Annotated in this window: 27 protein-coding genes; 10 read left to right on the top strand and 17 right to left on the bottom strand. The window is 68.8% G+C overall.

Annotation, left to right across the window (positions count from 1 at the left end; translation table 11 throughout):
* Positions 1–18 precede the first annotated feature (18 nt).
* A complete protein-coding gene (locus tag KMW22_RS02410) occupies positions 19–225 on the top strand; it encodes a hypothetical protein (protein WP_221088399.1) in 207 nt (68 codons plus the stop codon).
* A gap of 98 nt (positions 226–323) precedes the next feature.
* Positions 324–2,174: a glycoside hydrolase family 2 protein gene (locus tag KMW22_RS02405; RefSeq protein ID WP_221088398.1), complete on the top strand. Its 1,851-nt coding sequence runs from the start codon at positions 324–326 to the stop codon at positions 2,172–2,174.
* Positions 2,175–2,662: 488 nt separating this feature from the next.
* Here the strand turns inward: KMW22_RS02405 and KMW22_RS02400 are convergent, their stop codons facing one another.
* The 3 genes from KMW22_RS02400 to KMW22_RS02390 all read right to left on the bottom strand — a co-directional run bounded on the left by KMW22_RS02400 (position 2,663) and on the right by KMW22_RS02390 (position 4,044).
* Positions 2,663–3,046 (bottom strand): VanZ family protein, encoded by a 384-nt coding sequence (locus KMW22_RS02400; RefSeq protein WP_235692423.1) that lies wholly within the window; start codon positions 3,044–3,046, stop codon positions 2,663–2,665.
* A complete protein-coding gene (mce, locus tag KMW22_RS02395; protein WP_221088397.1) occupies positions 3,043–3,465 on the bottom strand; it encodes a methylmalonyl-CoA epimerase in 423 nt (140 codons plus the stop codon). The genes KMW22_RS02400 and mce overlap by 4 nt, the downstream gene beginning before the upstream one ends.
* Positions 3,466–3,564: 99 nt before the next feature.
* Complete coding sequence (locus tag KMW22_RS02390; protein ID WP_221088396.1) at positions 3,565–4,044, bottom strand: DUF4442 domain-containing protein; 480 nt, start codon at positions 4,042–4,044, stop codon at positions 3,565–3,567.
* Positions 4,045–4,408: 364 nt separating this feature from the next.
* On the opposite strand from KMW22_RS02390, the gene KMW22_RS02385 reads away from it, so the two are divergent.
* Entirely contained in the window at positions 4,409–5,533 is a 1,125-nt protein-coding gene (locus KMW22_RS02385; RefSeq protein ID WP_221088395.1) for a GGDEF domain-containing protein, read from the top strand.
* Positions 5,534–5,721: 188 nt separating this feature from the next.
* On the opposite strand, the gene KMW22_RS02380 is transcribed toward KMW22_RS02385, so the two are convergent.
* The 3 genes from KMW22_RS02380 to KMW22_RS02370 form a co-directional block, all read right to left on the bottom strand.
* Entirely contained in the window at positions 5,722–6,285 is a 564-nt protein-coding gene (locus tag KMW22_RS02380; protein ID WP_221088394.1) for a DUF402 domain-containing protein, read from the bottom strand.
* On the bottom strand, positions 6,282–6,881 hold the full coding sequence (gene purN, locus KMW22_RS02375; protein ID WP_221088393.1) for a phosphoribosylglycinamide formyltransferase: 600 nt from the start codon (positions 6,879–6,881) through the stop codon (positions 6,282–6,284). The genes KMW22_RS02380 and purN overlap by 4 nt, the downstream gene beginning before the upstream one ends.
* 79 nt (positions 6,882–6,960) lie before the next feature.
* Complete coding sequence (locus tag KMW22_RS02370; protein WP_221088392.1) at positions 6,961–8,319, bottom strand: dipeptidase; 1,359 nt, start codon at positions 8,317–8,319, stop codon at positions 6,961–6,963.
* Positions 8,320–8,596: 277 nt separating this feature from the next.
* Here KMW22_RS02370 and hspR point away from each other — a divergent pair, with 277 nt between their 5' ends.
* The 5 genes from hspR (at position 8,597) to KMW22_RS02345 (ending at position 14,405) form a co-directional block, all read left to right on the top strand.
* The gene (gene hspR / locus KMW22_RS02365; protein ID WP_221088391.1) at positions 8,597–9,319 is read left to right on the top strand and encodes a heat shock protein transcriptional repressor HspR, fused homodimer type; all 723 of its coding nucleotides are present in this window, start codon (positions 8,597–8,599) and stop codon (positions 9,317–9,319) included.
* Between the two features lie 117 nt (positions 9,320–9,436).
* On the top strand, positions 9,437–10,276 hold the full coding sequence (locus tag KMW22_RS02360) for a metallophosphoesterase (protein ID WP_221088390.1): 840 nt from the start codon (positions 9,437–9,439) through the stop codon (positions 10,274–10,276).
* A gap of 431 nt (positions 10,277–10,707) precedes the next feature.
* Complete coding sequence (locus KMW22_RS02355; RefSeq protein WP_328774561.1) at positions 10,708–12,312, top strand: ABC transporter ATP-binding protein; 1,605 nt, start codon at positions 10,708–10,710, stop codon at positions 12,310–12,312.
* Positions 12,309–13,364 (top strand): ABC transporter permease, encoded by a 1,056-nt coding sequence (locus tag KMW22_RS02350; RefSeq protein ID WP_221088388.1) that lies wholly within the window; start codon positions 12,309–12,311, stop codon positions 13,362–13,364. The genes KMW22_RS02355 and KMW22_RS02350 overlap by 4 nt, the downstream gene beginning before the upstream one ends.
* A gap of 147 nt (positions 13,365–13,511) precedes the next feature.
* Positions 13,512–14,405 (top strand): ABC transporter permease, encoded by an 894-nt coding sequence (locus KMW22_RS02345; protein ID WP_221088387.1) that lies wholly within the window; start codon positions 13,512–13,514, stop codon positions 14,403–14,405.
* A gap of 99 nt (positions 14,406–14,504) precedes the next feature.
* Here KMW22_RS02345 and KMW22_RS02340 read toward each other — a convergent pair whose 3' ends face one another.
* The 3 genes from KMW22_RS02340 to msrP all read right to left on the bottom strand — a co-directional run bounded on the left by KMW22_RS02340 (position 14,505) and on the right by msrP (position 16,718).
* Positions 14,505–14,885 (bottom strand): hypothetical protein, encoded by a 381-nt coding sequence (locus KMW22_RS02340; protein WP_221088386.1) that lies wholly within the window; start codon positions 14,883–14,885, stop codon positions 14,505–14,507.
* Between the two features lie 193 nt (positions 14,886–15,078).
* Positions 15,079–15,681, bottom strand: a complete 603-nt coding sequence (locus KMW22_RS02335; RefSeq protein WP_328774560.1) for a protein-methionine-sulfoxide reductase heme-binding subunit MsrQ — start codon at positions 15,679–15,681, stop codon at positions 15,079–15,081.
* Between the two features lie 29 nt (positions 15,682–15,710).
* Positions 15,711–16,718 carry a protein-methionine-sulfoxide reductase catalytic subunit MsrP gene (msrP, locus tag KMW22_RS02330; protein ID WP_221088385.1) on the bottom strand — a complete coding sequence of 336 codons (1,008 nt, stop codon included), beginning with the start codon at positions 16,716–16,718 and terminating at the stop codon, positions 15,711–15,713.
* 160 nt (positions 16,719–16,878) lie between these two features.
* Here msrP and KMW22_RS02325 point away from each other — a divergent pair, with 160 nt between their 5' ends.
* On the top strand, positions 16,879–18,060 hold the full coding sequence (locus KMW22_RS02325; protein WP_221088384.1) for a BMP family ABC transporter substrate-binding protein: 1,182 nt from the start codon (positions 16,879–16,881) through the stop codon (positions 18,058–18,060).
* Positions 18,061–18,154: 94 nt separating this feature from the next.
* Here KMW22_RS02325 and KMW22_RS02320 read toward each other — a convergent pair whose 3' ends face one another.
* The 8 genes from KMW22_RS02320 to KMW22_RS02285 all read right to left on the bottom strand — a co-directional run bounded on the left by KMW22_RS02320 (position 18,155) and on the right by KMW22_RS02285 (position 23,254).
* Positions 18,155–18,787, bottom strand: a complete 633-nt coding sequence (locus KMW22_RS02320; RefSeq protein WP_328774559.1) for an MBL fold metallo-hydrolase — start codon at positions 18,785–18,787, stop codon at positions 18,155–18,157.
* Positions 18,788–18,850: 63 nt separating this feature from the next.
* On the bottom strand, positions 18,851–19,681 hold the full coding sequence (locus tag KMW22_RS02315; protein ID WP_235692422.1) for a hypothetical protein: 831 nt from the start codon (positions 19,679–19,681) through the stop codon (positions 18,851–18,853).
* A gap of 51 nt (positions 19,682–19,732) precedes the next feature.
* Positions 19,733–20,569, bottom strand: a complete 837-nt coding sequence (locus KMW22_RS02310; protein WP_221088382.1) for a 3-hydroxyacyl-CoA dehydrogenase family protein — start codon at positions 20,567–20,569, stop codon at positions 19,733–19,735.
* Between the two features lie 8 nt (positions 20,570–20,577).
* On the bottom strand, positions 20,578–20,880 hold the full coding sequence (locus KMW22_RS02305; protein WP_221088381.1) for a hypothetical protein: 303 nt from the start codon (positions 20,878–20,880) through the stop codon (positions 20,578–20,580).
* A gap of 6 nt (positions 20,881–20,886) precedes the next feature.
* Positions 20,887–21,207, bottom strand: a complete 321-nt coding sequence (locus KMW22_RS02300) for a YciI family protein (protein WP_221088380.1) — start codon at positions 21,205–21,207, stop codon at positions 20,887–20,889.
* A 4-nt stretch (positions 21,208–21,211) separates the two neighbouring features.
* Positions 21,212–22,393, bottom strand: a complete 1,182-nt coding sequence (locus KMW22_RS02295) for a thiolase family protein (protein WP_221088379.1) — start codon at positions 22,391–22,393, stop codon at positions 21,212–21,214.
* A gap of 33 nt (positions 22,394–22,426) precedes the next feature.
* Positions 22,427–22,708: a nucleoside triphosphate pyrophosphohydrolase gene (locus KMW22_RS02290; protein ID WP_221088378.1), complete on the bottom strand. Its 282-nt coding sequence runs from the start codon at positions 22,706–22,708 to the stop codon at positions 22,427–22,429.
* Between the two features lie 9 nt (positions 22,709–22,717).
* Positions 22,718–23,254 carry a hypothetical protein gene (locus tag KMW22_RS02285; RefSeq protein ID WP_221088377.1) on the bottom strand — a complete coding sequence of 179 codons (537 nt, stop codon included), beginning with the start codon at positions 23,252–23,254 and terminating at the stop codon, positions 22,718–22,720.
* 409 nt (positions 23,255–23,663) lie between these two features.
* Between KMW22_RS02285 and ffh the strand changes: the two genes are divergently transcribed.
* Entirely contained in the window at positions 23,664–25,004 is a 1,341-nt protein-coding gene (ffh, locus tag KMW22_RS02280) for a signal recognition particle protein (protein ID WP_221088376.1), read from the top strand.
* Positions 25,005–25,033 lie beyond the last annotated feature (29 nt).

Here is a 25,033-nt window from a genome sequence, read left to right as displayed (position 1 = left end):
CCGGGGAGGAACGGCCACATGACGAAAACGCCGGACGAACACGCGCAGGACGAACACGAGATAGAGGCGCTGGACGAGAGTGGCGCCAGCAGCGGCGCGGGGGCTGTCTCCGGAGCCGTGAGCGACGACAGCGCCGGCCCGCCGGACCCCGACGGCGACGGTGACGGGCGGGCCGACGCCGCTGTGGTGAATGGCGCCCCGCCCGGGGACCGCTCTGGACCCTGACCGCCTCCCCCATCCGCCTTCCAGGCGGCCAGGGCGCGTGCATGTGCCCTGGCCCTCCCCCCTTGCTGCCCCAGGCCAGCCGGCCTGAAGGAGACGCCGTGCGCCACACCGCCCACCCCACGCCCCTGCTGGAACGCGACGACTGGCGCGACCTCAGCGGCCCCTGGCGCTTCTGTTTCGACGACCAGGGCCGCTGGGATCACCCCTCAGAGGTGGGCTTTGACCGCGAGATTCAGGTGCCCTATGCCCCCGAGAGCCCGCTGAGCGGCCTGCATGACCAGGACTTTCACCCGGTGGTCTGGTACGGCCTGACCCTCACCCTGACAGCCCAGGAGCGCCAGGGCCGGCTGCTGCTGCATTTCGGGGCGGTGGACTACGCCGCCACCGTGTGGGCCAACGGCGAACTGGTGGCCACCCACGAGGGCGGGCACACACCGTTTACTGCCGACCTCACGCGGCAGGCCCGGGCCGGGGGCACGGTGGAGCTGACCGTGCGCGCGCAGGACTATCCGCACGACCTGGCCAAGCCGCGCGGCAAGCAGGACTGGCAACGCCACCCGCATTCGATCTGGTATCCGCGCACCACCGGCATCTGGCAGACGGTGTGGCTGGAGCGGGTGCCCGAGACCTACCTGCGCAAGGTGGGCTGGTCAAGCAACCTGGACCAGTGGCAGCTTGGGCTGAAGCTGGAACTGGGGGGACCCCACACGCCCGACCTGTCGGTGCGGGTGCGGCTGTGGCGGGACGACACGCTGCTGATCCATGACCGCTACAGCCTGTCCAACCACGAGGTTGAACGCCAGATTGCCCTGCCCGACCCCGGCATTGACGACTTTCGCAACGAACTGCTCTGGAGCCCCGGGCATCCCCAGTTGCTGCGGGCCTGCCTGGAACTGCTGCGCGGCGAAGAGGTGGTGGACCGGGTGCACAGCTACACGGCCCTGCGCTCGGTGTGCGTGGCGGGCAACCGCTTTCTGCTCAATGGCCGCCCGTATTACCTGAAAATGGTGCTGGACCAGGGCTACTGGCCCGGCGGCCTGATGACCGCCACCGACGCCGAACTGCGCCGGGATGTGGAACTGGCGCGGCAGCTGGGCTTTAACGGCGCGCGCAAACACCAGAAGATCGAGCAGCCGCGCTGGCTGTACTGGTGCGACGTGCTGGGCCTGCTGGTGTGGGCCGAGATGCCCAGCCCGTACCGCTTTACGCCCCAGGCGGTCGAGCGGTTGGTGCGCGAGTGGCAGGAGGTGCTGGCCCGCGACCAGTCGCACCCCTGCATCGTGGCGTGGGTGCCGTTCAACGAGTCATGGGGGGTGCCGGATCTGCCCACCAACCCGGCCCACCGCGACTATGTGCGCGCCCTGTACGCCCTGACCAAGACCCTGGACCCCTCGCGCCCGGTGATCGGGAACGACGGCTGGGAACACGTGGCCACCGACATCCTGACCATTCACGACTACGCCGACGACACGGCGGTGCTCCGGCAACGCTACGGCACCCTGGACGCCACCCGCGCCACCCTGCGCATGCAGCAGCCCGCCGACCGCTTTCTGACTCTGCACGGCTTTCAGGAGGCCGAGCAGCCGATCATTCTCTCGGAGTTCGGCGGCATCGCGTATATCCCCGACCACTCGGTGGGGTGGGGCTACAGCCAGTCGCAGAGCGAGGAAGACTTTCAGCGCGATTACGCGGCCCTGCTGGCGGCCGTGCACGATTGCCACGGGCTGTCTGGTTTTTGCTACACCCAGCTGACCGACACGTTCCAGGAGAAAAACGGCCTGCTGGACGAGGACCGCCGGCCCAAGGCCAGCCTGGCGGCCCTGGCCAAGAGCACCCGGGGCAAGCGCACCGCCCGCGAAATGACCGTTGACCCGCTGCTCAATCCTTTCAGCGCGGCGCCTGTCTGGCCGGACGCGCCCCTGGAGGTGGGCGAACTGGCCGAGGACTGAGCCGGAGCGGGGGCAGAGGCAAGCAACGAGGGAAACAGCTGAAGGAGCCTGCACTCGGCCTCCCCTTTCACCCAGCGACCCCCAACAGAACGCCGGGGCACCTCGTGGGCGCCCCGGGAGGGAAGGTGCGGGTGGCCGGCCTCGAACCGACCTGGGGCCTTCGAGTGACCCGCTCGCGCGTCCGTTTTCAGGAAGGTGGACGCCGCCCTTCTGGGGTCTGGTGGCTCTGCCGCCGCCCAGACCCCACCACTCTGCCGCTGGCACGTCAGGGGCGCGTGAAGTGAGGTTCAGGGCCGGTGCGAGGGCTTCTGGGCCTACCCCTGAAGGCGATGAAGGAGGCTTTATGGTGAGAGGCCAGGGCAAGGCTAAGCAGGAGCGAGGTGCAGAGGCGGCTCACTGCGCTTGGGCGGCAGAACAACACCCATGACTGCCGCTCTTGTCCCCCCAGAGCGGTCAAAGGTCCCAGCGCTCAAGAGCCCAGGCATCCGCTACAGGAAGTCCTGTTCTACCGGCGCCCTGGCCACAACCGGGGTGGGCGGGTCTGCGCGCCGCGTCCCCACGCGGGCCCCCAGCCACGCCCCCGCCACATCGAAGAGCCAATCGGTAATTCCCGCTTCACGGGGCGGCACGAACGCCTGATGAATCTCGTCTAGGGCGCCAAACCACGCACACAGCACCAGGGCTGCGGCCGGGCGCCCAGTGGCCCGCGCCACGCACAGGCCCAGCGCCGCGTAGCTGAAAAAGTGAACAGCCCAGTCCCAGGGATGCGCCAGCCGGGGCCCGGGGGTCTGCGGCTGGCCGCTGAACAACCAGATCAGGCCCATCACCACCAGCGCCGGCACCCACCAGCCGGGGCGGGGGCGCGCGCTCAAGGGTGGGGCCCGCCGTGCGGGTGTTCCACCAGTTCAATCAGGGTGCCCTGGCCCCATTTGGGGTGCAAAAAGGCCACGCGCGTACCCGCCCGCCCCGGCACCGGGGCTTCTTGCAGAAAGCGGGCGCCCCCCAGCTTTAGGCGGGCCATTTCGGCGTCCAGATCGGCCACGCGGTAGGCAGTGTGGTGCAGCCCCGCGCCGCGCTTCTCCAGAAAGGCTGCAATGGGGCTGTCCGGGCGGGTGGGCGTCAGCAGTTCGATCAAGGTGTCGCCCACCTGATAGGCCCGCACGCGCACGCCCTGGGTGCCCACCTCCTCGTCGGGGCCTTCGGGGTGAAGACCCAGGGCCTCATACGGCGCGGCTCCGGCGTCCAGGTCCGGGGTGGCAATGGCGACATGATCCAGCAGCAGCACAGACATGCGCGCAGGCTAATACGAAATGGCCGCGAAGCGCCCTCCGCAGAGGCCGGAGGAGGCAAAGTTCTTTTCCCACTTCCTACTGCCTACACCCCACTCCCCCTACTGCGGGCGCGCGCGGATGTACCAGTGCGCCACAGCGCGCATCACGTCCTTTTGCTCGCCGTCCTGCACGGTCACGTTCACCACCAGCCGGGCCTTGCCTTCGCGGGCGAAGTCCGCGTGGGCGCCCGGCTGGGTCGCCGGGTCGGCCAACTCGGCGCGGGCGGTCAGGTCGCCCACGGCGCGGTTCACGTAGTGGGTTTCCAGTTTCTCAATCAGGGGCACGGCGCTCATCAGCTGCGCGGCAAAGGCCCCAGCAAAGGCGGCGCCGCTCACGGCCTCGGCCAGCAGGAACTGCACGCCCGCGTGAATGGTCCCCAGGTGGTTGCGAAAGGGCGCGGTATCGGGCGCCTGCCCGGTGGCCCAGCCCACACCTACATCGGTAATCTGCACGCCCACGGTGGCGTTCATAGGAATGTCGTGCAGGGCTTTTTTTACGGCGGCAGCGGCGAAAGCGGGCAGGGCAGCAGGCTGGGTCATGGGAAAACCTCCGGGTGGATTCGAATTTGAACTCGGTCCAAGTATAAGGGCGGCACGGTGGACGCGGCAGCACTAAACTCCCCTCTCCGCCTCGGGTTCATGAAGGAAGCCTGAGCCTTTTCCCAAAGCAGCGCCGCCGGCAATATGGTGCATTCATGTTGGGGTCAGATTCACGGCCCTGTGGCATTCGTCTTCTCCTGCCTATCTGGCGCTCAGTCTGCTTCCCACCTTTTTGCATCCTCCCTGGCAGGCTTCATGCGTTCACTGTTTTCTGACGGCCCCCGCTTCGCTGTTTCGCCGCTTGCCCTGTGCCGCACGCCGCCTGAGCGGGCGGCCCTGAGTCCTTTTCCCCAGCGGGAGAGGCATGCTGAATGAACTGCTGCTGAATCTGGCGCTCCTGATGGCCGGGGTGCTGCTGCTGGCCCGATTGGACCGCCCGGGCCCCCCGCAGCCTCGCTTGCTCCCCCTGAGCCTCCTGGGGGCCTCGGGGCTGGGGCTGCTGCTCATGTACAACGCGGTGCCGGTGGCCCCCGGGCTGCTGCTGGACCTGCGCAGCGTGGTGGTGGCGCTGGCCGCGCAGCGCTACGGCGTGCTGGCGGGGCTGGCCGTGGCGCTGCCGCTGGCGGCTTACCGCTGGCTCCTGGGCGGCGCCGGGGTGGGGCCGGCCCTGCTGAATCTGGTGCTGGTGGCGGTGCTGGCGGGCAGCAACACGGGGTGGTTGCGCCGCGTGCCCTGGTCGCCCGACGACGACCTGCGGCGGCAGTGGTGGGTGCCGCTGCGCGTGTTCGCGGTGGCCAATCTGGCGGTGTTCCCCGGCTTTGCCCTGGCCCAGCGCCCACTGCCGGACGCCCTGCTCACCTACGGAGCACTGACCCTGTTCAGCAGCGTGGGGCTGGTGGTGGCCCACAGCATTCAGCAGGGACGGCTGCGCGCGGCCCAGCGCACCCTGCAACTGGAAGACCTCGCGTACGTGGACAGCCTGACAGGCTGCGCCAACCGCCGCCGCTTTGAAGAAGATTTTGCCCACGCGCGCCAGCCCGCCTACCTGCTGATGCTGGACCTGGACCACTTCAAGCAAGTGAACGACTCGTATGGGCACGAGGTGGGCGATCAGGTGCTGGTGATCGTGGGGGCCACCCTGCGCGGGGCGGTGCGGACCAGCGACGGCGTGTACCGGCTGGGCGGCGAGGAATTCGCGGTGGTGCTGGGCGAATGCCACGAAGACGCCGCCTTCGCCGTGGCCGAGCACATCCTGCGCTGCGTGCAGTTGCAGGTGGCCACCCGCGCCCAGTTGCCCGGTGAAAGCGTGACCGTCTCGGGCGGCCTGACCCCCCTCAGCGGCGACCGGGCCGAGGTGCTGCGCGCCGCCGACGAGCAGCTGTACCGCGCCAAGGCCGCCGGGCGCAACTGCGTGGCCGCCATGACGCGGGTGGTGCGCGGCCTGCACCCGGCGCGCGCCATGACTCGAACCAGCGCCCCCCGCCATTGAGGGGAAAGGGCGAAAGCGGTCAACACCGAAAGGTGGCCGGGGACGGGGCCGAACTGTGGTTTATCGGCGTCAGCAACAGGCTCCGGGCTGCCTTCGATGGCTGGCCTGAGCCCCCTTCAACCTCTCCTCTTCCACCCGACATGAAACAAGGCGCCCCTGCTTCATCGGCGCCCCCTCCACCCTCCGGCTCAGGTGTACGGGTCTTCCAGATACCGCCGCAGCACCGCCAGCGGCGGGTAGGTCCCAGCCAGCAATTCGGCGCGCACCTGCGCGGCATGGGTCCAGGTGGCTTCGGCCTGCGCGGCGTCCACCAGCCCCGCCCGCACCGCGTCGTCCAGGTCTTCACGGTCAATGATGTGCGCTTCGGTCACCTGCCCGTGGCCGCGCTCATCCACTACCCAGTTGGCAATCACGTCCAGGTACAGATCGTCGTGCCAGGGCAGGCCCGCATCGGTCAGCCCCTCGCCGCCGTGCAGGTCCACGTACAGCTGAACCAGTTGCCCGCCCTCGTCCAGCATCGCGCTCAGGGCGCTGCCGGGCACGCCCTCGCCGCTGCCGGTGGGGTGAACGCGCACCCAGCGGTAGCCGTGGTCCACCACGCGGATGGTCTGGTCTCCGAAAGGCACGTCCTTGGGGCCCGTCACCTCATGAATCGCCAGATCCACGATCACGTGGCCGGGCACCCGCAGCACGCTCTCGGTACAGCGGCGCACGCGCGCCCACTGCCGCAGATCGAAGACCTTGCGTTTCATGGTGTGGCCCGCACGGCCGCCTGCGCCGCCAGGGCCTGCACCGCGCGCAGCATCAGCTCGCCCTCCACCGCCTGCACGCGGGCTTTCAGGGTGTCCAGGGTGTCGCCCGGCAGCACCGGCACCCGGGCCTGCGCCAGCATGGGGCCCTCGTCAATGCCGGCGGTGACCAGATGCACGGTGGCGCCGCTTTCGGTGTCGCCGGCCGCCAGCACGCTTTCATGCACCCGGTCCCCGTACATGCCCCGCCCGCCGTGGCGCGGGAGCAGGCTGGGGTGAATGTTCAGCAGCCGCCCCGCAAAGTGCGAGAGCACCCGGGGCCCGATCTCGCGCATGTAGCCGCTGAGCACCAGCGTGTCCGCCCCCGCGTCCTGCAAGAAGCCCAGAATGGCGGCGTCCAGCTCGTTGGGATCAGGGTATTTCGCGCTGCTGAGGTGCGCCGTGCGCAGCCCCGCCGCCTGCGCCCAGGCCAGTGCGGGGCTGCGGCTGTTGTTGCTCACCAGCGCCACTGGCGCCGCCTGCAGCTCGCCGCGCCGGCACGCTTCGGTCAGGTGCCGCGCCGCGCTGCCCCCGTGCGAGGCGAGGAAGGCGAGGTTCACAGGCGCTCCGCGCCAGGGATGCAGGCGGCAGGGCGCGGGACGCAGTGACCGCGCACCGCACACCGCGCACTGCTTCCTGTCACTGCCCCAGCTCCTGCAGCAGATACGCGCTCGTCAGAATCCCGTTGAAGTAGTCCTGCACGGCAAAGCTCTCGTTGGGGCTGTGGGGGGCGTCTTCGTTCAGGCCCAGGTCCACGAACAGCACCGGGGCCTGCAGAATGTCGTTAAAGGCCGCCACAATCGGAATGCTGCCGCCCGTGCGGGCAAACACGGCTTCGCGGCCATACACGCGCTTCAGGGCGCGGTTGGCGGCTTTGTTAAAGGGACTGTTCAGGTCGAACTTGAAGGGCCGCCCGCCGTGGTGCGGCACCACCTTGGCGCTCACGCCCGCCGGGGCGATCTTGGGCACGTAGTCGGCAATCAGCCCCGTGATGCGCTCCGGGTCCTGGCCGGGCACCAGCCGCATGCTGACCTTGGCACCCGCCTTGGCGGCGATTACGGTCTTGCTGCCCTCGCCCTGGTAGCCGCCCCAGATGCCGTTCACGTCCAGCGTGGGGCGACCCCACAGGCGCTCCAGGGTGGAATAGCCCGCCTCGCCGGGCAGTGAGGGCACACCGATGCTGCCGGCAAAGTCCTCGTCGCTGTGGGGGAGGCTGGCCCACATCTGGCGCTCGTCCTCGGTCAATTCGTCAATGCCGTCGTAAAAGCCGGGGATGGTCACGCGGCCCTGGTCGTCCTTGAGCCGCGCGATGATCTCGCACAGCGCATTGATGGGGTTGGGGGCCGCGCCGCCGTACGACCCACTGTGCAGATCGCGGTTCGCGCCCTGCACGTGAATTTCCACGTAGCTCAGGCCGCGCACGCCATAGGTGATGGTGGGCACGTCCGGGGCAAAGCGGCTGCCGTCGCTGATCAGGATCACGTCGGCCTTCAGTTCGGCGGCGTGCTCGCGCAGGTAGGCCTCCAGGTTCGGGCTGCCGATTTCTTCCTCGCCTTCCAGCAGGAATTTCACGTTCACCGGTAACTCGCCCTGCGAGAGCAGCAGTTCAGCGCCCTTCACGTGGGCGTAGGCCTGTCCCTTGTCGTCGGTGCTGCCGCGCGCGTAGATGCGGCCGTCGCGCACGGTGGGCTCAAAGGGCGGAGTCACCCACTCTTCCAGCGGGGCCTCGGGCTGCACGTCGTAGTGGCCGTAAATCAGTACGGTGGGCTTGCCGGGGGCCTGCAGGTGCTCGGCGTACACCACGGGGTGCCCGGCGGTGGCGTCCACCCGGGCCGCAAAGCCCAGGGCCGCGAGCTTGGCGCGCAGGAACTCGGCGGCGCGGGCCATGTCGGCGCCGCGCGTGGGGTCGGCGCTGACCGACGGAATGCGCAGCAGGTCAAACAGTTCGGCCTGGGCCTGCTCGCGGTTCAGGAGCGCGCTGAGGTCTGGAGAGGTCATGGGCCGAATGATAGCGGGGACACTGCGCGCCATGAGCGGCCCCCAGGCGCGCCTCCCCGGCCCCGCGCCGCGCAAGGACGATCTGGGCCTGAGCGGGGCCGACGAGAGCGAACCCCGGTTCCTGTGCCGCGCGGTGAATGGCCCGTCGCGGCGTATCCGCCGAGAGCATGCCGGGGCGTGTGCAGGGCGCGCTGGCGGTAAATGTGCGGCGCCTGCACGACCCCCGGTCCGCCGGAGCGCCGCAGCAAAACTGACTCCGGTATACTCAAGGGACGTTATGCCCTCTGACGCCAAACACCGGCCCGTATACGTGATCTCCGTGGCGGCGGAACTGGTGGACATGCACCCCCAGACGCTGCGGCTGTACGAGCGCAAGGGCCTGATCCGTCCCGGGCGCAGCAGCGGCAAAACGCGGCTGTACAGCGAGCGCGACATTGAGCACCTGCGCGAGATTCGTCGCCTGACCCAGGAACTTGGCGTGAACCTGGCGGGCGTAGAAGAGGTCATGCGCCTGCAGCACGAGCTGGACGACCTACAGGGCGAATTCGAGGCCGAGATTGAGCGCCTGGAAGGCGAACTGCGCCAGCAGGCCGCCCGCCCGGACGCCCTGCCCGCCCCGGACGGCCGCCTGGACCCGCGTGACCGGCCCGTGTACGTGATCTCGATTGCGGCGGAACTGGTGGACATGCACCCCCAGACGCTGCGGCTGTACGAGCGCAAGCAGCTGATCCGCCCGGGGCGCAGCAGCGGCAAAACGCGGCTGTACAGCGAGCGCGACATTGAGCACCTGCGCGAGATCCGCCGCCTCACCCAGGAACTTGGCGTGAATCTGGCGGGCGTGGAAGAGATCATGCGCCTGCGCCACCAGCTGGACGCGGCGCGTTCGGGCCTGGAAACGAACGTGCGCCGCATTCAGGACGACATCTCCGAGCGCATGACCAAGTGGCGCACCCTGCCGCAGGGCGAAGCGGCCCCCGAGGACGAGGACGGCGGCGTATGAGGCCCCCCCAGGCGCGCCGGGGGGTAGACTCCGGCATGTGCACAGCGGCCTTCAGCGGGAACAGAAGCGGTCAGGCAGGGGCCCCGGCGTGACGCCGCGCCTAGGTGGGGGCGGCGCGTGAAGGCGCTGTGGGTGGTGGGCGATATTCACGGCGCCTATGACAAGGTGCGCGCCCTGCTGCTGCGCGCGGGCCTGATTGACTTTGGCGGGCAGTGGACGGGCGGCGACGCCCACCTCGTGTTTCTGGGCGACTACGTGGACCGGGGCCCCAACGGCGTCGGCGTGATCCGCCTGATCCGGGGCCTGGAAGGGCAGGCGCGCTCGGCGGGCGGGCAGGTGAGCGCGCTGCTGGGCAACCACGAGGTGATGTTCCTGGCCGCGCTGGTGTTCAAGCAGGGCGATCCCCATGACCGCCTGGGCTTCCGCGAATACTGGCTGGAAAACGGCGGCCAGCCCCGCGACGCCGACCAGATCGAGCCCGCCGAGCTGGGCTGGCTGGCCGAACGCCCCGCCATGCTGCGGGTGGGCGACTGGCTGCTGGTGCACGCCGACTCCATGGTGTACCTGAAGATGGGCGGCACCATTGACGATGTGAACGCCAGCGTGCGCGCGGTGCTGGCCCACGCCAACCCCGACGACTGGGGGGTGTTCCTGAACGCCTTTACCGAGCGCTTTGCCTTTGTGCTGGGCGGCGGCGACACCAAGGCCCGGCGGATGCTGGGCACCTTTGGCGGCCAGCGCATCGTGCACGGGCACACGCCGGTCTACGTGCTGCTGGACGAGCACCTGCACGGCCCCACCCTGGGCGCCGGGGCCCCCATTCCCTACGCCGGGCGCCTGTGTCTGGCGGTGGACAGCGGGATGGCCTACCGCGAGGACGCCGGGTTTATCGTGCGCCTGGACCCAGGCGGGCTGGCCGACGTGGTGACGTTTCCCAGCGGCACTCCGGTGTACTGATAGAGGTCGCCACATGACCTGACAGTGAACCCTGCAGGTCATGTGGCGCGAGCGGCGCGAGTCACCGGGACAGACAGCGGTTGAAGTGGCGTTGAGGGGGGTGCTTGCCTCCCCTGGGCGGAACGGAAGACCGCTGTGAGCGCGGGCGGTTCTGGAACCCCGGGGGCGACTCCGGGGTTCTTCGCTGGAAGGAGTAAGGCTTCCGGTTCATCGGTGATGGAAGAACGGGTGAACCCGACCAGAGGCGCTCGCAGAGCGGCGCCGCAGAGCAGGAACAACGGGGACGGAGCGGCATGCAAGCACCGAAGCACAGAGGCGGTCACGGGTGATCCGGCCTCCGTAGCACTGACCAGACGCGCCCACCCTGCCTCCCCTCCCCTGCACGACCCTGGGCGTGACCAGCACGCGGGCGCTGTGCCAGGATGGCGGGCGTGAGTGTGCCCCCAGCCCCGCCCCCACCCGACGCGCCCCTGCACGAAGGGGGGCCCCCGGCCCTGCGCCTGCGCGGCGTGACCAAGCGCTTTCCCGGCGTGGTGGCCAATGACCGCGTGGACCTGACCGTGGCGCGCGGCGAGGTGCTGGCGCTGCTGGGCGAGAACGGCGCGGGCAAAAGCACCCTGATTTCCATGCTGTATGGCCTCTATCAGCCCGATGAGGGCACGCTGGAGGTGCAGGGCCAGCCGGTGCGCATCGGCAGCCCGGCGCAGGCGCGGCGGCTGGGCATTGGGCTGGTGCCGCAGCACCCCCTGTTGGTGGCGCGGCACACCGTGGCCGAGAATCTGGCGCTGGGAACGGGTCGCGGGCTGTTTCCGGCGCGGCAGGTCGCGGCGCGGCTGGGGGAACTTTCGGCGCGCTACGGGCTGGAGGTGCGCCCGGAGGCCCGGGTGGCTGACCTCTCGCCCGGCGAAAAGCAGCGGGTGGAGATCCTGCGCGCCCTGCTGGGCGGCGCCCGCGTGCTCATTCTGGACGAGCCCACCAGTGTGCTGACCCCGCAGGAAGCCGAGGGGCTGTTCCGGGTGATGCGCGAACTGCGCGCGGGCGGGCACAGCCTGATTTTCATTTCTCACAAGCTTGACGAGGTGCTGGACGTGGCCGACCGCGTGACCGTGCTGCGTAAGGGGCAGGTGGTGGGCGGCCTGAGCACCGCTGGCGCCACCCGCGAGGCGCTGGCCGAACTGATGGTGGGCCGCAGCGTGGATTTTGCGCGCAAGCGGACCGCCGGGGCGCCCCCAGAAGCAGCCCCCACCCTGCTGAGCGTGCAGGGGCTGCGCGCGACCGGGGCCCGGGGCCCGGAGGTGCTGCGCGGCGTGTCCTTTGAGCTGCGCGCGGGTGAAGTGCTGGGCGTGGCGGGGATTGCCGGCAACGGCCAGAGCGAACTGGTGGAGGTGCTGGCCGGGCTGCGGGAGGCGGCCGGCCACGTGACCCTGGACGGCCAGCCGCTGACCGGGGACGCGGCCCAGCGCTTCCAGGCGGGTGTGGCCCACATTCCCGAAGACCGCCTGCACAGCGGCACCGTGCCCACCATGACCGTCAGCGAGAATCTGGCCCTGCGCGACTATGACCGCCCGCCCCTGGGCCGGGGCCTGGCGCGCGACCTGAAGGCCACCGATGAACGCGCCCGCCGCGAGGTCGAGGCCTACGCGGTGGCCACCCCGGGCCTGCACACCCCGGTGCGGCTGCTGAGCGGCGGCAACATTCAGAAACTGATTCTGGCGCGCGAACTGGCGGGCCAGCCCCGCCTGATCCTGGCCGTGCACCCCACCTACGGCCTGGATATCGGGGCCACCGATCAGGTGCACCGGGCGCTGCTCTCGCGCACCGAACAGGGCGCGGGCGTGCTGCTGGTCAGCGAGGACCTGGATGAACTCCTGAGCCTCTCGGACCGCGTGGGGGTGATGGTGGGCGGCCAGCTGCGCGGTCCCTACCCCGCCGCCGAGGTCAGCCGCGAGTCGCTGGGCCTCCTGATGGGCGGCGCGCATCCGCACAGCCTCCCTGGAGCCCAGCAATCCGGCAACGAGCAGGGGGTGGGCGCATGAGGTTCGTGCCGCTGACCACCCCCTCCCCCGCCCGCGCCGCACTGGTCACCCTGGCCTCGGTGGCCGCCGCGCTGCTGCTGTGCGCGCTGGTCTTTGTGCTGGCCGGGCAGGCGCCGGGCACGGTGTACGGCACCATGCTGCGCGGCACCCTGGGCGACCCCACGGGCTTGGCCGAGGTCGCGCGGCGCACCATTCCGCTGCTGCTGATCGGCTCGGGGCTGGCGCTGGCCTTCCGGGCGCAGTTTTTCAACATTGGCGCCGAGGGGCAGTTGCTGCTGGGGGCGGTGTTCGCGGCGGGCACCGCGCTGTTTGTGCCGCTGCCCGGCCCGCTGCTGCTGCCGGCCATGTTCGCGGCGGGCTTTGTGGGCGGCGGCCTCTGGGCCCTGATCGCAGCGGCGCTGCGCCGGGTGAATGTCAACGAGATTCTGTCCACCCTGATGCTGAATTACGTGGCCGCCGCGCTGGTCACCTACCTGATCGCCGGGCCCTGGAAGGGCAAGGACGTGCGCGGGTACATCTACACCGATACCTTTGCCCCGCAGGCGTGGCTGCCCACCCTGAGCGGCACCCAGGTGCACTGGCCCACGCTGGTGCTGGGCGTGGCGCTGGCGCTGGGGCTGCAGTGGCTGCTCACGCGCTCCACCTTCGGCTACGCCCTGCGTGTGGTGGGCGAGAACCCCGGCGCGGCCCGCTACGCCGGCCTCAAGGCGGCGCGTGTCGCCACGCTGGTGGCCCTGCTGACGGGCGGCCTCGCCGGGCTGGCCGGTGCGGGCGAGGTGGCCGGGATTCACCACCGCCTGCTGGAAGCCGGGCAGATCAGCCTGGGCTACGGCTTTACGGCCGTGATCGTGGCGTGGCTGGCGCGCGGCCATCCCGCCCTGTGCCTGCTGACCGCGCCGCTGATGGGCGTGCTGCTGGCCGGCGGCGACCTCCTGAAAATTGACCTGAACCTGCCCTTCCGCGTGGTGGATATCTTCAGCGGCGTCATGCTGCTGTGCCTGATTTCCGGCGAAGTGTTTGTGCGTCACCGCGTGGTGTGGGGCCGGGGGTAGGGGGTGGCAGATGGCAGTGAGACTGCCTCATGCGGCCCAGCGGGCCTGTCAAACCCCACCCCTCCCGCGCACCGCGCCCTGCCCCCCGCTTCCTTCTTTTCCCACTTCCCACTTCCTACACCCCACTTCCCCTTCCGGAGCCCCCACATGGACACCCTGATTCTCGAAGCTTTGGCCCGCGCGCTGGCGGTGGGCACGCCGCTGCTGCTCGCCTGTCTGGGGGCGATTCTGAATGAACGCGCCGGGGTGGTGAACCTGGGCGTGGAAGGGCTGATGGCGGTGGGCGCCCTGGCCGCCTTTGCGGTGGCGGCCAGTGCCCCAGACGCCAATCTGTGGCTGGCGGTGGGCGCGGCTATGGCGGCGGGCGCGCTGCTCGCGGGGCTGCACGCGCTGGCCACTGTGACGCTGCGGGCCAACCAGTTCGTGAGTGGCCTGGCGCTGGCCCTGATCGGCACCGGGACCGCTGGCCTGCTGGGCAAGCGCTTTGAAGGCCTGCCGCTCTTTAACAAGGTCCCCGACTGGACAGTTTTTGGCGTGGCCCTCAGTCCGTTTACCGTGGCCGCGCTGGCCCTGGCGGCGGGGCTGGCCTTCTGGCTGTCCGCCACGCGGGCCGGGCTGACCCTACGTTCGGTGGGCGAGAACCCGGCCGCAGCCGACGTGCTGGGCGTGAATGTGGCGCTGGTGCGGGTGCTGGCGGTGCTGGGGGGCGGCGCCTTGGCCGGGCTGGCGGGCGCCTTTCTGTCGCTGGCCTACCGGTCCTCGTGGGCGGACAACATGACGGCGGGCCTGGGCTGGATTGCCGTGGCCCTGGTGATTTTTGTGGGCTGGCGACCGCTGCGGGCGGTGCTGGGCGCGCTGTTTTTCGGGTTCCTGTATTACCTGCAGTTCCGCCTGCAGGGCAGCAGCCCGGTGCCCACCGAAGTCTTCAGCGCCATGCCCTTTGTGCTGGTGCTGGTCGTGCTGGCGCTGGCCGGGGTGCGCGGGCAGGCTGGCGACGCCCCCGCCGCCCTGGGCCGCCCCTACGTGCGCGGCGAACGCTGACAGAGGAGGGCTAAGCGGCCCAAAGCCGCTGCCGGCGCGCCCCACACTTTCACAGTGTGGGGCGTTTTTCGATCAAGCACGACCTCCTTCCCTTTGCCCCTACGGCCGCCAACGGTGCTGGGTCGGCGTAAACGCCACAGTCAGGGTCCGTCCCGGCGTCAGGGTCACGCGGCGCACCTGCTCCTGCACAGTGCACAGGCCGCGCGCCTTATCGCACAGGAACAGGCGCAGGCGGACGGTGGCCGGGCCCCGCGCGTCTGCCGGCAGGGTCAGGCGGGCAGGCAGCAGGCGGGTGTAGGCCTCGGGGGCCGTGGGGTCGGGCACGCCCCGCAGCGCGGCCACCTGTTCACGGTCACCCACCACCACCGACACCGTGGACGGCGCCAGCGCACTGAAACTCAGGCCGGGGGGCGCGGCCACAGTGACGTTCAGCGTGGGGCCGCCCAGGGCCAGGGTCAACAGCAGCGCGCTCAGGGTCATGCGAGCCCCCATGCTAGCGCGCTAGCCCGGTTCTCGCCGGCCAAGTTGCGCGGCAGGGCCAGACCCGCCCCGCTTGTTGTCAGTGGAGGGCGGCGGACTGGACCGCCCTCTCGCCATAGGTCGGCCCCCGGGTGCCGTTGCCTGTGCCGGTCATTCTCTTGCCCACACACCGCACCCAGAGGGCCCCCGCCTCTCAAGGCGACGCCGACCCGCGATCTGTCGGGAGGGGCCAGGCCGCGTGCCGCTGGGGCCGCCGCCACCAGCGCGCCAGGAACAGGAGTGCCAGCACTCCTGCCGCGATCAGGGGGGGCGTGTGGTCCTTTTTCACGCCCCAGTAGTAGTGCAGCGTGGCCAGCCACACCGAGACGTAGACCAGCCGGTGCAACTGCGTCCAGCGCGCAAAGCCCAGGCGCCGCACCGCGCGCGGGGTGCTGGTCAGGGCCAGGGGCACCAGCAGCAGCAGGGCCGTGAACCCCACCGTGATAAAGGGCCGCTCCAGCACGTCCTCGGCCATCTGGGCAGGGGCAAAACCGTGGTCAAACAGGTAGATCAGAAAGTGCAGGGCGGCGTAGCCAAAAGCCAGCAGCCCCAGGCTCTTGCGCACCCGCGCGGGCCACGTCCAGCCGGTCCAGCGCCGCAGGGGCGTGCAGGCCAGCGACAGCAGCAGCAGCACCAGCGACAGTAGGCCCGTCTGCTGCGTGGCGCGCTGAATGGGGTTGGCCCCCAGGGCGCCGCTCAGGGCGTCCAGCACCAGCACGGCGGCAGGCAGCAGGCCGCCCGTCACCACCGCTGGCACCAGCCACCGCAGCGGCGCACGGCGGCGCGTCAGAAAAATCTCCGCAGGTCCATGCCCTTGTAGAGCCCCGCCACCTGATCGGCGTAGCCATTAAAGAGCAGCGTCTTGCGCCGCCCCAGCTCGCCGATGCGCCGCTCGGTGGCCTGACTCCAGCGCGGGTGCGGCACCGCCGGGTTCACGTTGGCGTAAAAGCCGTATTCGCGCGGCGCCGCCAGGGCCCAGGTGGTTTGCGGCTGCTTTTCGGTCAGGGTAATGCGCACGATGCTCTTGATGCTTTTAAAGCCGTATTTCCACGGCACGGCCAGCCGCAGCGGCGCGCCGTTCTGCCCCGGCAACACCCGCCCATGCAGGCCCACGGCCATGAACGCCAGCGGGTGCAATGCCTCGTCCAGCCGCAGCCCTTCCACATAGGGCCAGTCCAGGACCGGCTGGCGCTGGCCCGGCAGCTGCTTGGGGTCCAGCAGCGCCGTGAACTGCACGTACTTGGCCTTGCTCGTGGGCTCCAGGCGCCGAATCAGTGCGGCCAGCGGAAAGCCCAGCCAGGGCATGACCATGCTCCAGCCTTCCACGCAGCGCATGCGGTAGATGCGGTCTTCCAGCGGAAACCACGACTGCAGGGTGTCGATGTCCACGGTCTGGGGTTTACGCACCTCGCCGTCAATGCGCACGGTCCAGGGCCGGGGCTTCAGGCTGCCGGCCAGCCGCGCCGGGTCGGCCTTGTCGGTGCCCAGTTCGTAGAAATTGTTGTAGGTGGTGGCCTGCCGGTAGGGGGTCACGGCCTCGGCGGTGTCGTAGGGGCCTAGGGGACGGGCCGGGCGGGCGAAGGGATCGGCAGCCTGCGCCTCGGCGCTGCCGGCCCCGGGGCGGCGGGTCAGCAGTTCCAGGCCGCCGCCCAGGGCCCCGGCGGTCACGGTAAACAGCGCGGCGCTGCGCAGAAACTCGCGCCGGGGGTTGAGGGGATTGCCCGGCGCCAGCAGGCGGCGCTCCTGCTCCTCGGTCGGCATCGGGTGGTCGGGGGGGGTCTGCGGCTCGGTCATGGGGCCTCCTCTGTACTCAGATGTACGCAGCTTGGCCGCGTTCGGTTCACCTCACCGTCAGGTGGGGCACCAGACAGGGTGGCCCCCCAGCCAGCAAATGAAGGCACAATAAAGACCCAGGGCGCTGGCCGCGCCTGCCCCCTTTTTCGGAGGTCTTTCCATGAACAAACTGCTGCTCGCTGCCGCACCCCTGACCCTGGCCCTGGTGGCCACCGCGCTGACCACCGCCGCCAGCCCCGCCGCCCAGGCCCAGCAAGGGGCCAAACTCAAGGCCTGCTTTATCTACGTGGGGCCGGTGGGCGACATCGGCTGGAGCTACGCCCACGACGAGGCGCGCAAGAAAACCGAGCGGGCCCTGCCCTGGCTGGAAACCAAGTACGTGGAAAGCGTACCCGAGGGTCAGGCCGCGCCCGTGATTGACCGGCTGGTGCGCGACAAGTGCCAGGTGATCTTCACCACGTCCTTTGGCTTCATGGACCAGACGCTGGAAGCCGCCAAGAAGTACCCCAACGTGATTTTTGCCCATGCCAGCGGCTTTAAGCGCGCGCCGAACATGGCGACCTACATGGCAGACTTCTACCAGATCTACTACCTCAACGGCCTGATGGCGGCGGCCGTGAGCAAGAGCGACAAGCTGGGGTATGTGGCGGCCTTCCCGGTCCCCGAACTCAAGCGCCACATCAGCGCCTTTGCCCTGGGTGCCCGCGCCGTGAACCCCAAAGCCACCGTTAGCGTGAAGTGGATCAACGCGTGGTTTGACCCCAACAAGGCCCGCGAGGCCGCCGAAGCCCTGATCAGCGAGGGGGCCGGCGCCCTGGCCTTTACCGAGGACACCGCCACCGTGGTGCAAACCGCCGCCAGCCGCAAGATTCCCAGCTTTGCCCACTACTCGCCCATGTACAAGTTCGCCCCCGATTACGTGGTGAGCGGCCAGCTGGTGCACTGGGAAAAGATCTACATTGATTTCCTGACCAAGGTCCGCAATGGCACCTACACCAGCAAGAACCTGCAGAAGGTGGACTACTGGAATCTGCTGCGCGGCGGCAGCGTGGAACTGGGCGCCCAGGACGGCATGGCCATCAACCCCAAGTGGATTCCGGCCCTGAAAGCCAAGACCATGACCGTGAACGGCAAGAAGATCAGCGTGTATGACCGCGTGATGGCGCTCAAGGCCGAGATGGAGAAGGGCGGCAAGTTCGACCCCTTCACCGGCCCCCTGAAAGACCGCAACGGCATTCTGCGCGTGCCCGCCGGCAAGGTGATGTCGGTGGCCGACCTGAACAACATGGCCTGGGTGGCCCCTGGCGTGGTGGGGCAGGTGGCCGACGAACCGAAGAAGTGAATGGGTGATGGTGGGGCCGGGCCTTGCCAGCCCCACCCGAAGGAGGGCGGCGGGAGGGAGCATTCCCCACCGCCGCCCTTTCTTTTTCCATCAACTATTGCCCTTCAACCCTCTCTGCCCGGGCACGCACCTGCGCGGGCGTGAGCGGCCCGCCGTGGCCCGGCCAGATTTCGCGCAGATCCATGTCGGCCATTCGCTCCAATGTCGCCAGGGCCTGGGCATGGTCGTGGTTGTAGGCCGCGCGGGGCAGGTGCGCGCCGTCGGGGGCGCCCACCACCGCGTCGGCGGCGATCAGGACCCCGTCCCGCTGCACGCCGATCTGTCCCGGGGTGTGGCCGGGCAAATGCACCACCTCCCACCCCAGCAGGTCCTGACCGGGCAGGGCGGCGCGCAGGGCCTGGGCCGGCACCTTGGGGTGCAGCCGCGAGATCAGCGGGCCCAGTTCCGGGCGCCGGGCGGGGTACGGCAGGTCGTGCACCTGTCCGGTCAGGGCGGGGTGTTCCAGCGGGTGCGCCAGCAGCGGCACCCCGGCGCGGGCGGCCACGAAGGCGCCCCCGGCGTGGTCCACATGCGCGTGGGTGAGCAGCACGGCGTCGGGGGCAAAGGTGCGCAGCAGGCGGGCAAACACCGGCGTATACGGCAGCGCGCCGCTGTCCACCATCAGGCGGCCCCCGGGCGTGCTCAGCAGAAAGACGTTGGCGTATAGCCGCTCCACCCTCACAGTCACGCGCCGAATGATGCCATGAGAGAAGGGGCGGTGCAGCCCGCCCCTTCTCATGGTCGCTGGCTCTTAGCCCCGGCTGTAGCCGGTGGCCACCCAGCCGCAGCCGTCGCGCACCAGGGTGACAGTGCCGCTGTAGGTGTCGCTGGTCGGCGTGTTCGAGCCCCGGGCCACGAGGTTGATGGTCACGCTGCCGCTCACCTGGGCCGTGTTGCCATTCACGCTGGCGCCACCCGTGGACACCTGATACGAGAAGCTGGAAAAGCCCGCCGAGTACGCGCTGGCAGCGGCCGAGAGCGCGGCTTCGGCGGCCGACTGGGCGGTGGCGCGCGCGGCTGCGGCGTCCTGCTCGGGGGTCAGCTTGCACTCGGCGGGGGCGGGGGCCGGGGTGCCGTCACCCGTCGCCGCCCCGGTCGTGGGCAGCGTGCCCTGCAGGTTGGCCACATTCACCTTGTAGTTCACGCCCAGCGCCAGCCGGGGCCCCACGATGGGTTGCAGGGCGGTGCTGATGCGCTGCACGCCCGCTTCCACGTAGCCTTCCACTGGAATCAGGGGAATGCCGTAGCGCAGGCCCAGCCCCGCGTGCAGGGCGGCGTTGCCATTGAGCAGGTCGGCGCCGGCCAGCGCGTAGGTGGTCAGGCCGCCGCTGCGGAATAGGTCAAAGGACACGGCGGCGCCAAAGGCGGCCCCGCCCGATTGCCCCTGCACGCCACTGAGGCAGTAGGCGCCCTGGGCATGCACGCCCACGCGGCCCTCCTGCACCCCGGCGCGCACGCCCACCACCTGGCAGCCCAGGCCCAGGCTGCTGTTCAGGCCCAGGCGCACATCGGCGGCGCCCGCTGCCCCGGAAAGACCCAGGGCGCCCAGCGCCGCCGCCATCATCCACTTCATTCGCTTCATCGGCCCCTGTTCTAACACAGGCGGGAGCCACAGCACCCCACAGACGTACGGTCAGTAGCGGTAAAAGCCCTGCCCGCTCTTGCGGCCCAGCAGCCCGGCCTGCACCATCTTGCGCAGCAGCGGGCTGGGGCGGTATTTATCATCACCTAGGCCCTTGTGCAGCACTTCCATGATCGCCAGACAGGTGTCCAGGCCAATGAAGTCCGCCAGGGTCAGGGGGCCCATCGGGTGGTTCATGCCCAGCTTCATGATGCCGTCAATGGCCTCTGGCTCGGCCACGCCTTCCATCACGCACTGAATGGCCTCGTTGAGCATGGGCATCAGGATGCGGTTGGAGACAAACCCCGGGAAGTCGTTGCACGACAGCGGCGTTTTGCCCATCTTCTCGGCCGTTTCGGTGACGATGCGGGCGGTGTCGTCGCTGGTCTGGTACCCGCGAATGACTTCCACGAGTTGCATCAGCGGCACCGGATTCATGAAGTGCATGCCGATAAAGCGCTCGGGCCGGCCGGAGGCGGTGGCGAGACTGGTGATCGGAATAGAGCTGGTGTTGCTGGCCAGGATGCCGTCTGGCTTGACGATCTGCCCCAGTTGCCGGAACAGCTCGGCCTTGACCGCCTCGTTTTCTACGATGGCTTCCACCACCAGATCACAGTCGGCGAAGGCGTGCAGATCGGTGGTGAACTGAATGCGGCCCATCACCTCGGCGGGGGTGCCTTGCAGGCGGCCCTTCTCGTGCAACTTGGCGAGGCTCTTTTCCATGACGGCCTGCCCGCGCGCCAGAAACTCCTGCTTGACGTCCTGCACGACCACGGTAAAACCGCTTTGCGCCGCGACCTGCGCGATGCCGCCGCCCATCTGACCGGCGCCGATAACTCCAAATTTCATAGGGCTCCTCACTGAGATTGAATAAATCGGCCGACCTGCTCAAGATGCTGGAGCAAAGCTGGCATTACCATTGCGCCCCGCTCCGCTTCCATGTTTTCCCTCAGTGCAAGCACATGGGCTGCCAGCTCCCGCCTTTGCTGGACACTGAACTCGGCGAGGTCTAGCAAGTGGTTCCATTGAGCGACTTCAACTCTGTCCCGCAACTCGCCGTCAACCGTCCGATGGATCACCCATTCGCTCAGCGCACCGTAGAGGGCATTTGACAGCGAAAGGTGCTCCCGGTCCGCCACGTCGACGATGAGAACGGCCACTGTCTCTTACTCCACCAGCGGCACGCCTTCCAGATCCACGGCGCGGCTGCGCTTGACCGGCGTAAAGGCGGTGTAGCGGTAGCGCGCGCAGCCCTTTTGCACGAAGGGGTCCTGGTCAAACAGGTCCACCAGTTCCTGCAGGGTGTCAGCATGGGCCAGGATCACGCCGCCCGTGCGGTCCACCTTGCGGCCACTGACCAGGAAGAGTCCGCTCTTGTAGTGCTGCTCCAGCCATTCGCGGTGGGCGGGGGTCACGGCGGCCAGCTCCTCGCCCATCTTCAGGTAGGTGCTTTCCACGATCCACAGGGGTTTGGTCTGCAGGGTCATGCGCTTAGCCTACCCGTTTCACAGCCAGCGCAAGGCCATTGCCGCCGCCCATGCACAGGGTGGCCACGCCAGTCTCCTTGTCCTGCTGCTGCAGGGCGTGCAACAGGGTGACCAGAATGCGCGCCCCACTGGCGCCAATGGGGTGCCCCAGAGCCACCGCGCCGCCGTTCACATTCACCCGCGCCGGGTCCAGGCCCAGTTCACGGCTGACGGCGAGGCTCTGCACCGAAAAGGCCTCGTTCAGTTCCCACAGGTCCACGTCGCCTGCGGCCATGCCCAGATTCTTCAGCAGCTTCTGGGTGGCGGGCACCGGGGTCATCATGACCCACTCCGGGGCCAGGCCGCCCGTGGCGTAGCCGGTGATTTCCGCCATGACCTTTAGGCCGTGTGCCTGGGCGAAGGCTTCGGAGACCACCAGCAGGCTGGCGGCGCCGTCGTTCAGACCCGGGGCGTTCCCAGCCGTCACCGAGCCGTCTTTCTTGAAGGCAGGCTTCAGCTTGCCCAGCGTGTCCAGGCTGGTGTCGGCGCGGGGGCCCTCGTCGGTGTTCACGGTCACCTCGCCCTTGCGGCCCTTCACAGTGACGGGCACGATCTCGTCGGTAAAGCGCCCCGCCTGCTGCGCGGCGATGGCCTTCTGGTGGCTGGCGGTGGCGTAGGTGTCCTGTTCCTCGCGGCCAATGGTGTACTTCTCGGCCACGCGCTCACCGGTCAGGCCCATGCCCTCATCGTTAATCGAGCACCACAGGCCGTCGTGGGTGTTGGCGTCCAGCACCTGGGCGTGACCCAGGCGGTAGCCCTTTCGCGCCCCGGGCAGCAGGTGGGGCGAGTTGCTCATGGACTCCATGCCGCCCGCCAGCACCGCCTGCTGATCCCCCGCACGGATGCTCTGAGCCGCCAGAATGACCGCTTTCAGGCCGCTGCCGCAGACCTTGTTGACGGTCAGGGCGCCCACCTCGTGGGACAGGCCCGCGCGCAGGGCGGCCTGCCGGGCCGGGTTCTGCCCGCTGCCCGCCTGCACGACCTGCCCCATGATGACGTCTTCAATCAGCTCGGCGCCCAGCCCGGCACGCCGCAGGGTGTCACGCAGGGTGAGGCTGCCCAGTTCCACTGCCGGCACATCGGCCAGGGCGCCCAGGAACTTCCCGGTGGGCGTGCGGCTGGCCGCCACGATCACAGCTTTGGTCATGGGGGCAGTCTAGCGCGCGCTGCCTAACGGGCGTTAGGTGGGCGTCCACCACAGCCGACGAACGAAGGCGCCGCGTGCCTGGGCCTTTGCGGCACGCGCCTTTTCCAACTCGGCGGGAGTTAGCCCATCCAGTTCGGCCAGGGCAAAAATGACTTCCAGGACATCGGCCAGTTCCTCGACCTCGCCGCTCTCCAGATACTCGGTCACCTCTTCCTGCAACTTCTCGTGCAGGGCGGCGCGGAAAGCGGCCTCTGGCAGCGGCGTGGCCTGCCCGCCAAACAGTTCAGGAATGCGGTCGCGGACCAGTTTGGGCATGCGGTCACCCTAGCGGATGGTCAGGGGCTGCGGCGGAAAGGTGAGGTTGAGTTCGTGCTGGGCCACGAACACGCCCTTCATGCGGACGGTGACGGTGTATTCCCCAGGCGGGAGCGGCAGCCAGCGATTGAACTGGTTCAGGGGCGCGCCCAGCTGAAGATGATCCCATTGACATGGGCCAACCGGACAGAGGTGGCTGCTTTGCAGCCAAGCATCGAGCGCAGGGGTGTACCAGCGCACCGGCTCGCCGCGTTCGTTGCGAAGAGTGGCGTCAAGTGGGGACAGTCCAGAGACCACCTTGACCGAACGCCCCGTTTCGTTATGCAACACGGCGGCGAGGGTCAGCGTCTCCCCCACCTGCGCGGTTCTGGGGACCTGCACCTCGGCGCGCAGCGGTCCAGTCTGTGCCTGTGGAGCCGGAAACGTGGGCGCTCGGGTGATACGGATTGCCGTCCATTTCCGTAACATCCAGAAAAGAGCTGGATGTTCCTCCAATTCCCGGCAATCCGTACTTTTTCCCTCTCCCTCCGGTCGGAAAAATTCCATAACCTGTTACGGAATTTTTCGGAATTCGTATGAGCGCAAAACCGCCCGGTGGCACCGGCAGTCCGGCCAGACGCAGCGCGGCTTGCCACTGGGCTTCCGTGGCGGTCCCTGTCCCCAAGAGCGAGTCCAGTTCACAGCCAAGCCCAAGCGCACAGCCACGCCACACCGAACCCTGCAGCTCAAGGGGCAATGGCTCAAAGGCCTTTAGATAGGCCTGCCACCGGGCTTCCCTGGCCTGCATAAGAGCCAACCACGCGGCCTGCTCCTCCGCCTCTCTGTCAGGCAGCAACGTGCAGGCACTCAGAGCCAGCAGCGCCAAACTGCACAGCACGTTTGTCCACATCGCTCCACCCTATCCCGCACGGTGCCGACACCATTGCCCCTTTGCCCTGCGTGGTAGCCTCGCAACATGTTTGAGTCGCTGGGCAACAAGTTACAGGACATCCTGGACCGCGTAGGCAAGGAACGCCAGCTGACCGAAGCGCAGGTAAAGACCGCCATGCGCGAGATTCGCATGGCGCTGCTGGAAGCCGACGTGAACTTCAGCGTGGCCAAGGATTTCGTGGCCAAGGTCAGCGAGAAGGCCGTGGGGCAGGACGTGCTGGGCAGCCTGAACGCCGGGCAGACGGTGGTGAAGCTGGTTCACGACGAACTGATTGAAACCCTGGGCGGCAAGAGCGTGCTGCCCGAGCTGAAAACCGAAGGCAACGTGTGGTTCATGGTGGGCCTGCAGGGGGCCGGCAAGACCACCAGCACCGGCAAGCTGGCCGCGCACTATAAGAGCAAGGGCCGCCGCGTTCTGCTGGTGGCCGCCGACACGCAGCGCCCGGCGGCGCGCGACCAGCTGGAGGTGCTGGCCCGGCAGGTGGGCGTGCCGATCCTGAAGGTGGCCGACGGCGAACGCCCCGAAGAGACCAAGCGCCGCGTGGACGAGCACCTGAAGACCGATTTCCGCGACCTCGTGATCGTGGACACCGCCGGCCGCCTGCAGATTGACGAGGCCCTGATGGACCAGCTGGCCGACCTGCAGGTGACCATGCAGCCCACCGAATCGCTGCTGGTGGTGGACGCCATGACCGGTCAGGAGGCCCTGAACGTGGCCCAGACCTTCGACCAGCGCGTCACGGTCACGGGGCTGGTGATCACCAAGATGGACGGCGACGCCCGTGGCGGGGCGGCCCTTTCGGCGCGCAGCGTGACCGGCAAACCCATCTACTTTGCCGGCACCAGCGAGAAGCTGACCGGCCTGGAACCCTTTTACCCTGACCGGGTGGCGGGGCGCATTCTGGGGATGGGCGACGTGCTGGGCCTGATCGAGCGCGCCCAGCAGGCGGACCTGAAGGCGATGGAGGTCAAGAAGCCCGGCGACTTCGACCTCGAAGACCTGCTGACCCAGCTGCGCCAGATTCGCCGCATGGGCCCGTTGGGCGACCTGCTGAAGCTGATTCCCGGCATGAGCCGCGCGCTGCCCGAAGGCTTCAACGTGGACGAGAAGCAGATTCAGCGCATTGACGCCATGATCTCCAGCATGACCCTTAAAGAGCGGCGCAACCCCAAGATCATTGACGGGCGCCGCCGCAAGCGCATTGCCGAGGGCAGCGGCCACAGCGTGCAGGACATCAATAAGCTGCTGAAAATGCACGAGCAGATGAAGGACATGATGAAGATGCTGCAGCGCATGGCCGGCCCTGGCGGCAAGGGCATGAAGCCGCCGCGCATGCCGAACCTGCCGCCAAATCTGAAGCGCTAGGGCGCGGCCGTTGACAGCCCTGGCCCGCC

The organism is Deinococcus aquaedulcis (assembly GCF_019693445.1).
Lineage (GTDB): Bacteria > Deinococcota > Deinococci > Deinococcales > Deinococcaceae > Deinococcus > Deinococcus aquaedulcis.
This window is presented reverse-complemented; position numbering and strand designations above follow the sequence as displayed.

Excerpts from the sequence above, each read along its gene's own strand:
- KMW22_RS02410 (WP_221088399.1), top strand. The coding sequence starts at position 19 with ATGACGAAAACGCCGGACGAACACGCGCAGGACGAACACGAGATAGAG.
- mce (WP_221088397.1), bottom strand. The coding sequence starts at position 3,465 with ATGTCTGTGCTGCTGCTGGATCATGTCGCCATTGCCACCCCGGACCTG.
- KMW22_RS02390 (WP_221088396.1), bottom strand. The coding sequence starts at position 4,044 with ATGACCCAGCCTGCTGCCCTGCCCGCTTTCGCCGCTGCCGCCGTAAAA.
- KMW22_RS02385 (WP_221088395.1), top strand. The coding sequence starts at position 4,409 with ATGCTGAATGAACTGCTGCTGAATCTGGCGCTCCTGATGGCCGGGGTG.
- KMW22_RS02380 (WP_221088394.1), bottom strand. The coding sequence starts at position 6,285 with ATGAAACGCAAGGTCTTCGATCTGCGGCAGTGGGCGCGCGTGCGCCGC.
- KMW22_RS02370 (WP_221088392.1), bottom strand. The coding sequence starts at position 8,319 with ATGACCTCTCCAGACCTCAGCGCGCTCCTGAACCGCGAGCAGGCCCAG.
- hspR (WP_221088391.1), top strand. The coding sequence starts at position 8,597 with ATGCCCTCTGACGCCAAACACCGGCCCGTATACGTGATCTCCGTGGCG.
- KMW22_RS02350 (WP_221088388.1), top strand. The coding sequence starts at position 12,309 with ATGAGGTTCGTGCCGCTGACCACCCCCTCCCCCGCCCGCGCCGCACTG.
- KMW22_RS02345 (WP_221088387.1), top strand. The coding sequence starts at position 13,512 with ATGGACACCCTGATTCTCGAAGCTTTGGCCCGCGCGCTGGCGGTGGGC.
- KMW22_RS02340 (WP_221088386.1), bottom strand. The coding sequence starts at position 14,885 with ATGACCCTGAGCGCGCTGCTGTTGACCCTGGCCCTGGGCGGCCCCACG.
- msrP (WP_221088385.1), bottom strand. The coding sequence starts at position 16,718 with ATGACCGAGCCGCAGACCCCCCCCGACCACCCGATGCCGACCGAGGAG.
- KMW22_RS02325 (WP_221088384.1), top strand. The coding sequence starts at position 16,879 with ATGAACAAACTGCTGCTCGCTGCCGCACCCCTGACCCTGGCCCTGGTG.
- KMW22_RS02315 (WP_235692422.1), bottom strand. The coding sequence starts at position 19,681 with ATGAAGCGAATGAAGTGGATGATGGCGGCGGCGCTGGGCGCCCTGGGT.
- KMW22_RS02310 (WP_221088382.1), bottom strand. The coding sequence starts at position 20,569 with ATGAAATTTGGAGTTATCGGCGCCGGTCAGATGGGCGGCGGCATCGCG.
- KMW22_RS02300 (WP_221088380.1), bottom strand. The coding sequence starts at position 21,207 with ATGACCCTGCAGACCAAACCCCTGTGGATCGTGGAAAGCACCTACCTG.
- KMW22_RS02295 (WP_221088379.1), bottom strand. The coding sequence starts at position 22,393 with ATGACCAAAGCTGTGATCGTGGCGGCCAGCCGCACGCCCACCGGGAAG.
- KMW22_RS02290 (WP_221088378.1), bottom strand. The coding sequence starts at position 22,708 with ATGCCCAAACTGGTCCGCGACCGCATTCCTGAACTGTTTGGCGGGCAG.
- KMW22_RS02285 (WP_221088377.1), bottom strand. The coding sequence starts at position 23,254 with ATGGAATTTTTCCGACCGGAGGGAGAGGGAAAAAGTACGGATTGCCGG.
- ffh (WP_221088376.1), top strand. The coding sequence starts at position 23,664 with ATGTTTGAGTCGCTGGGCAACAAGTTACAGGACATCCTGGACCGCGTA.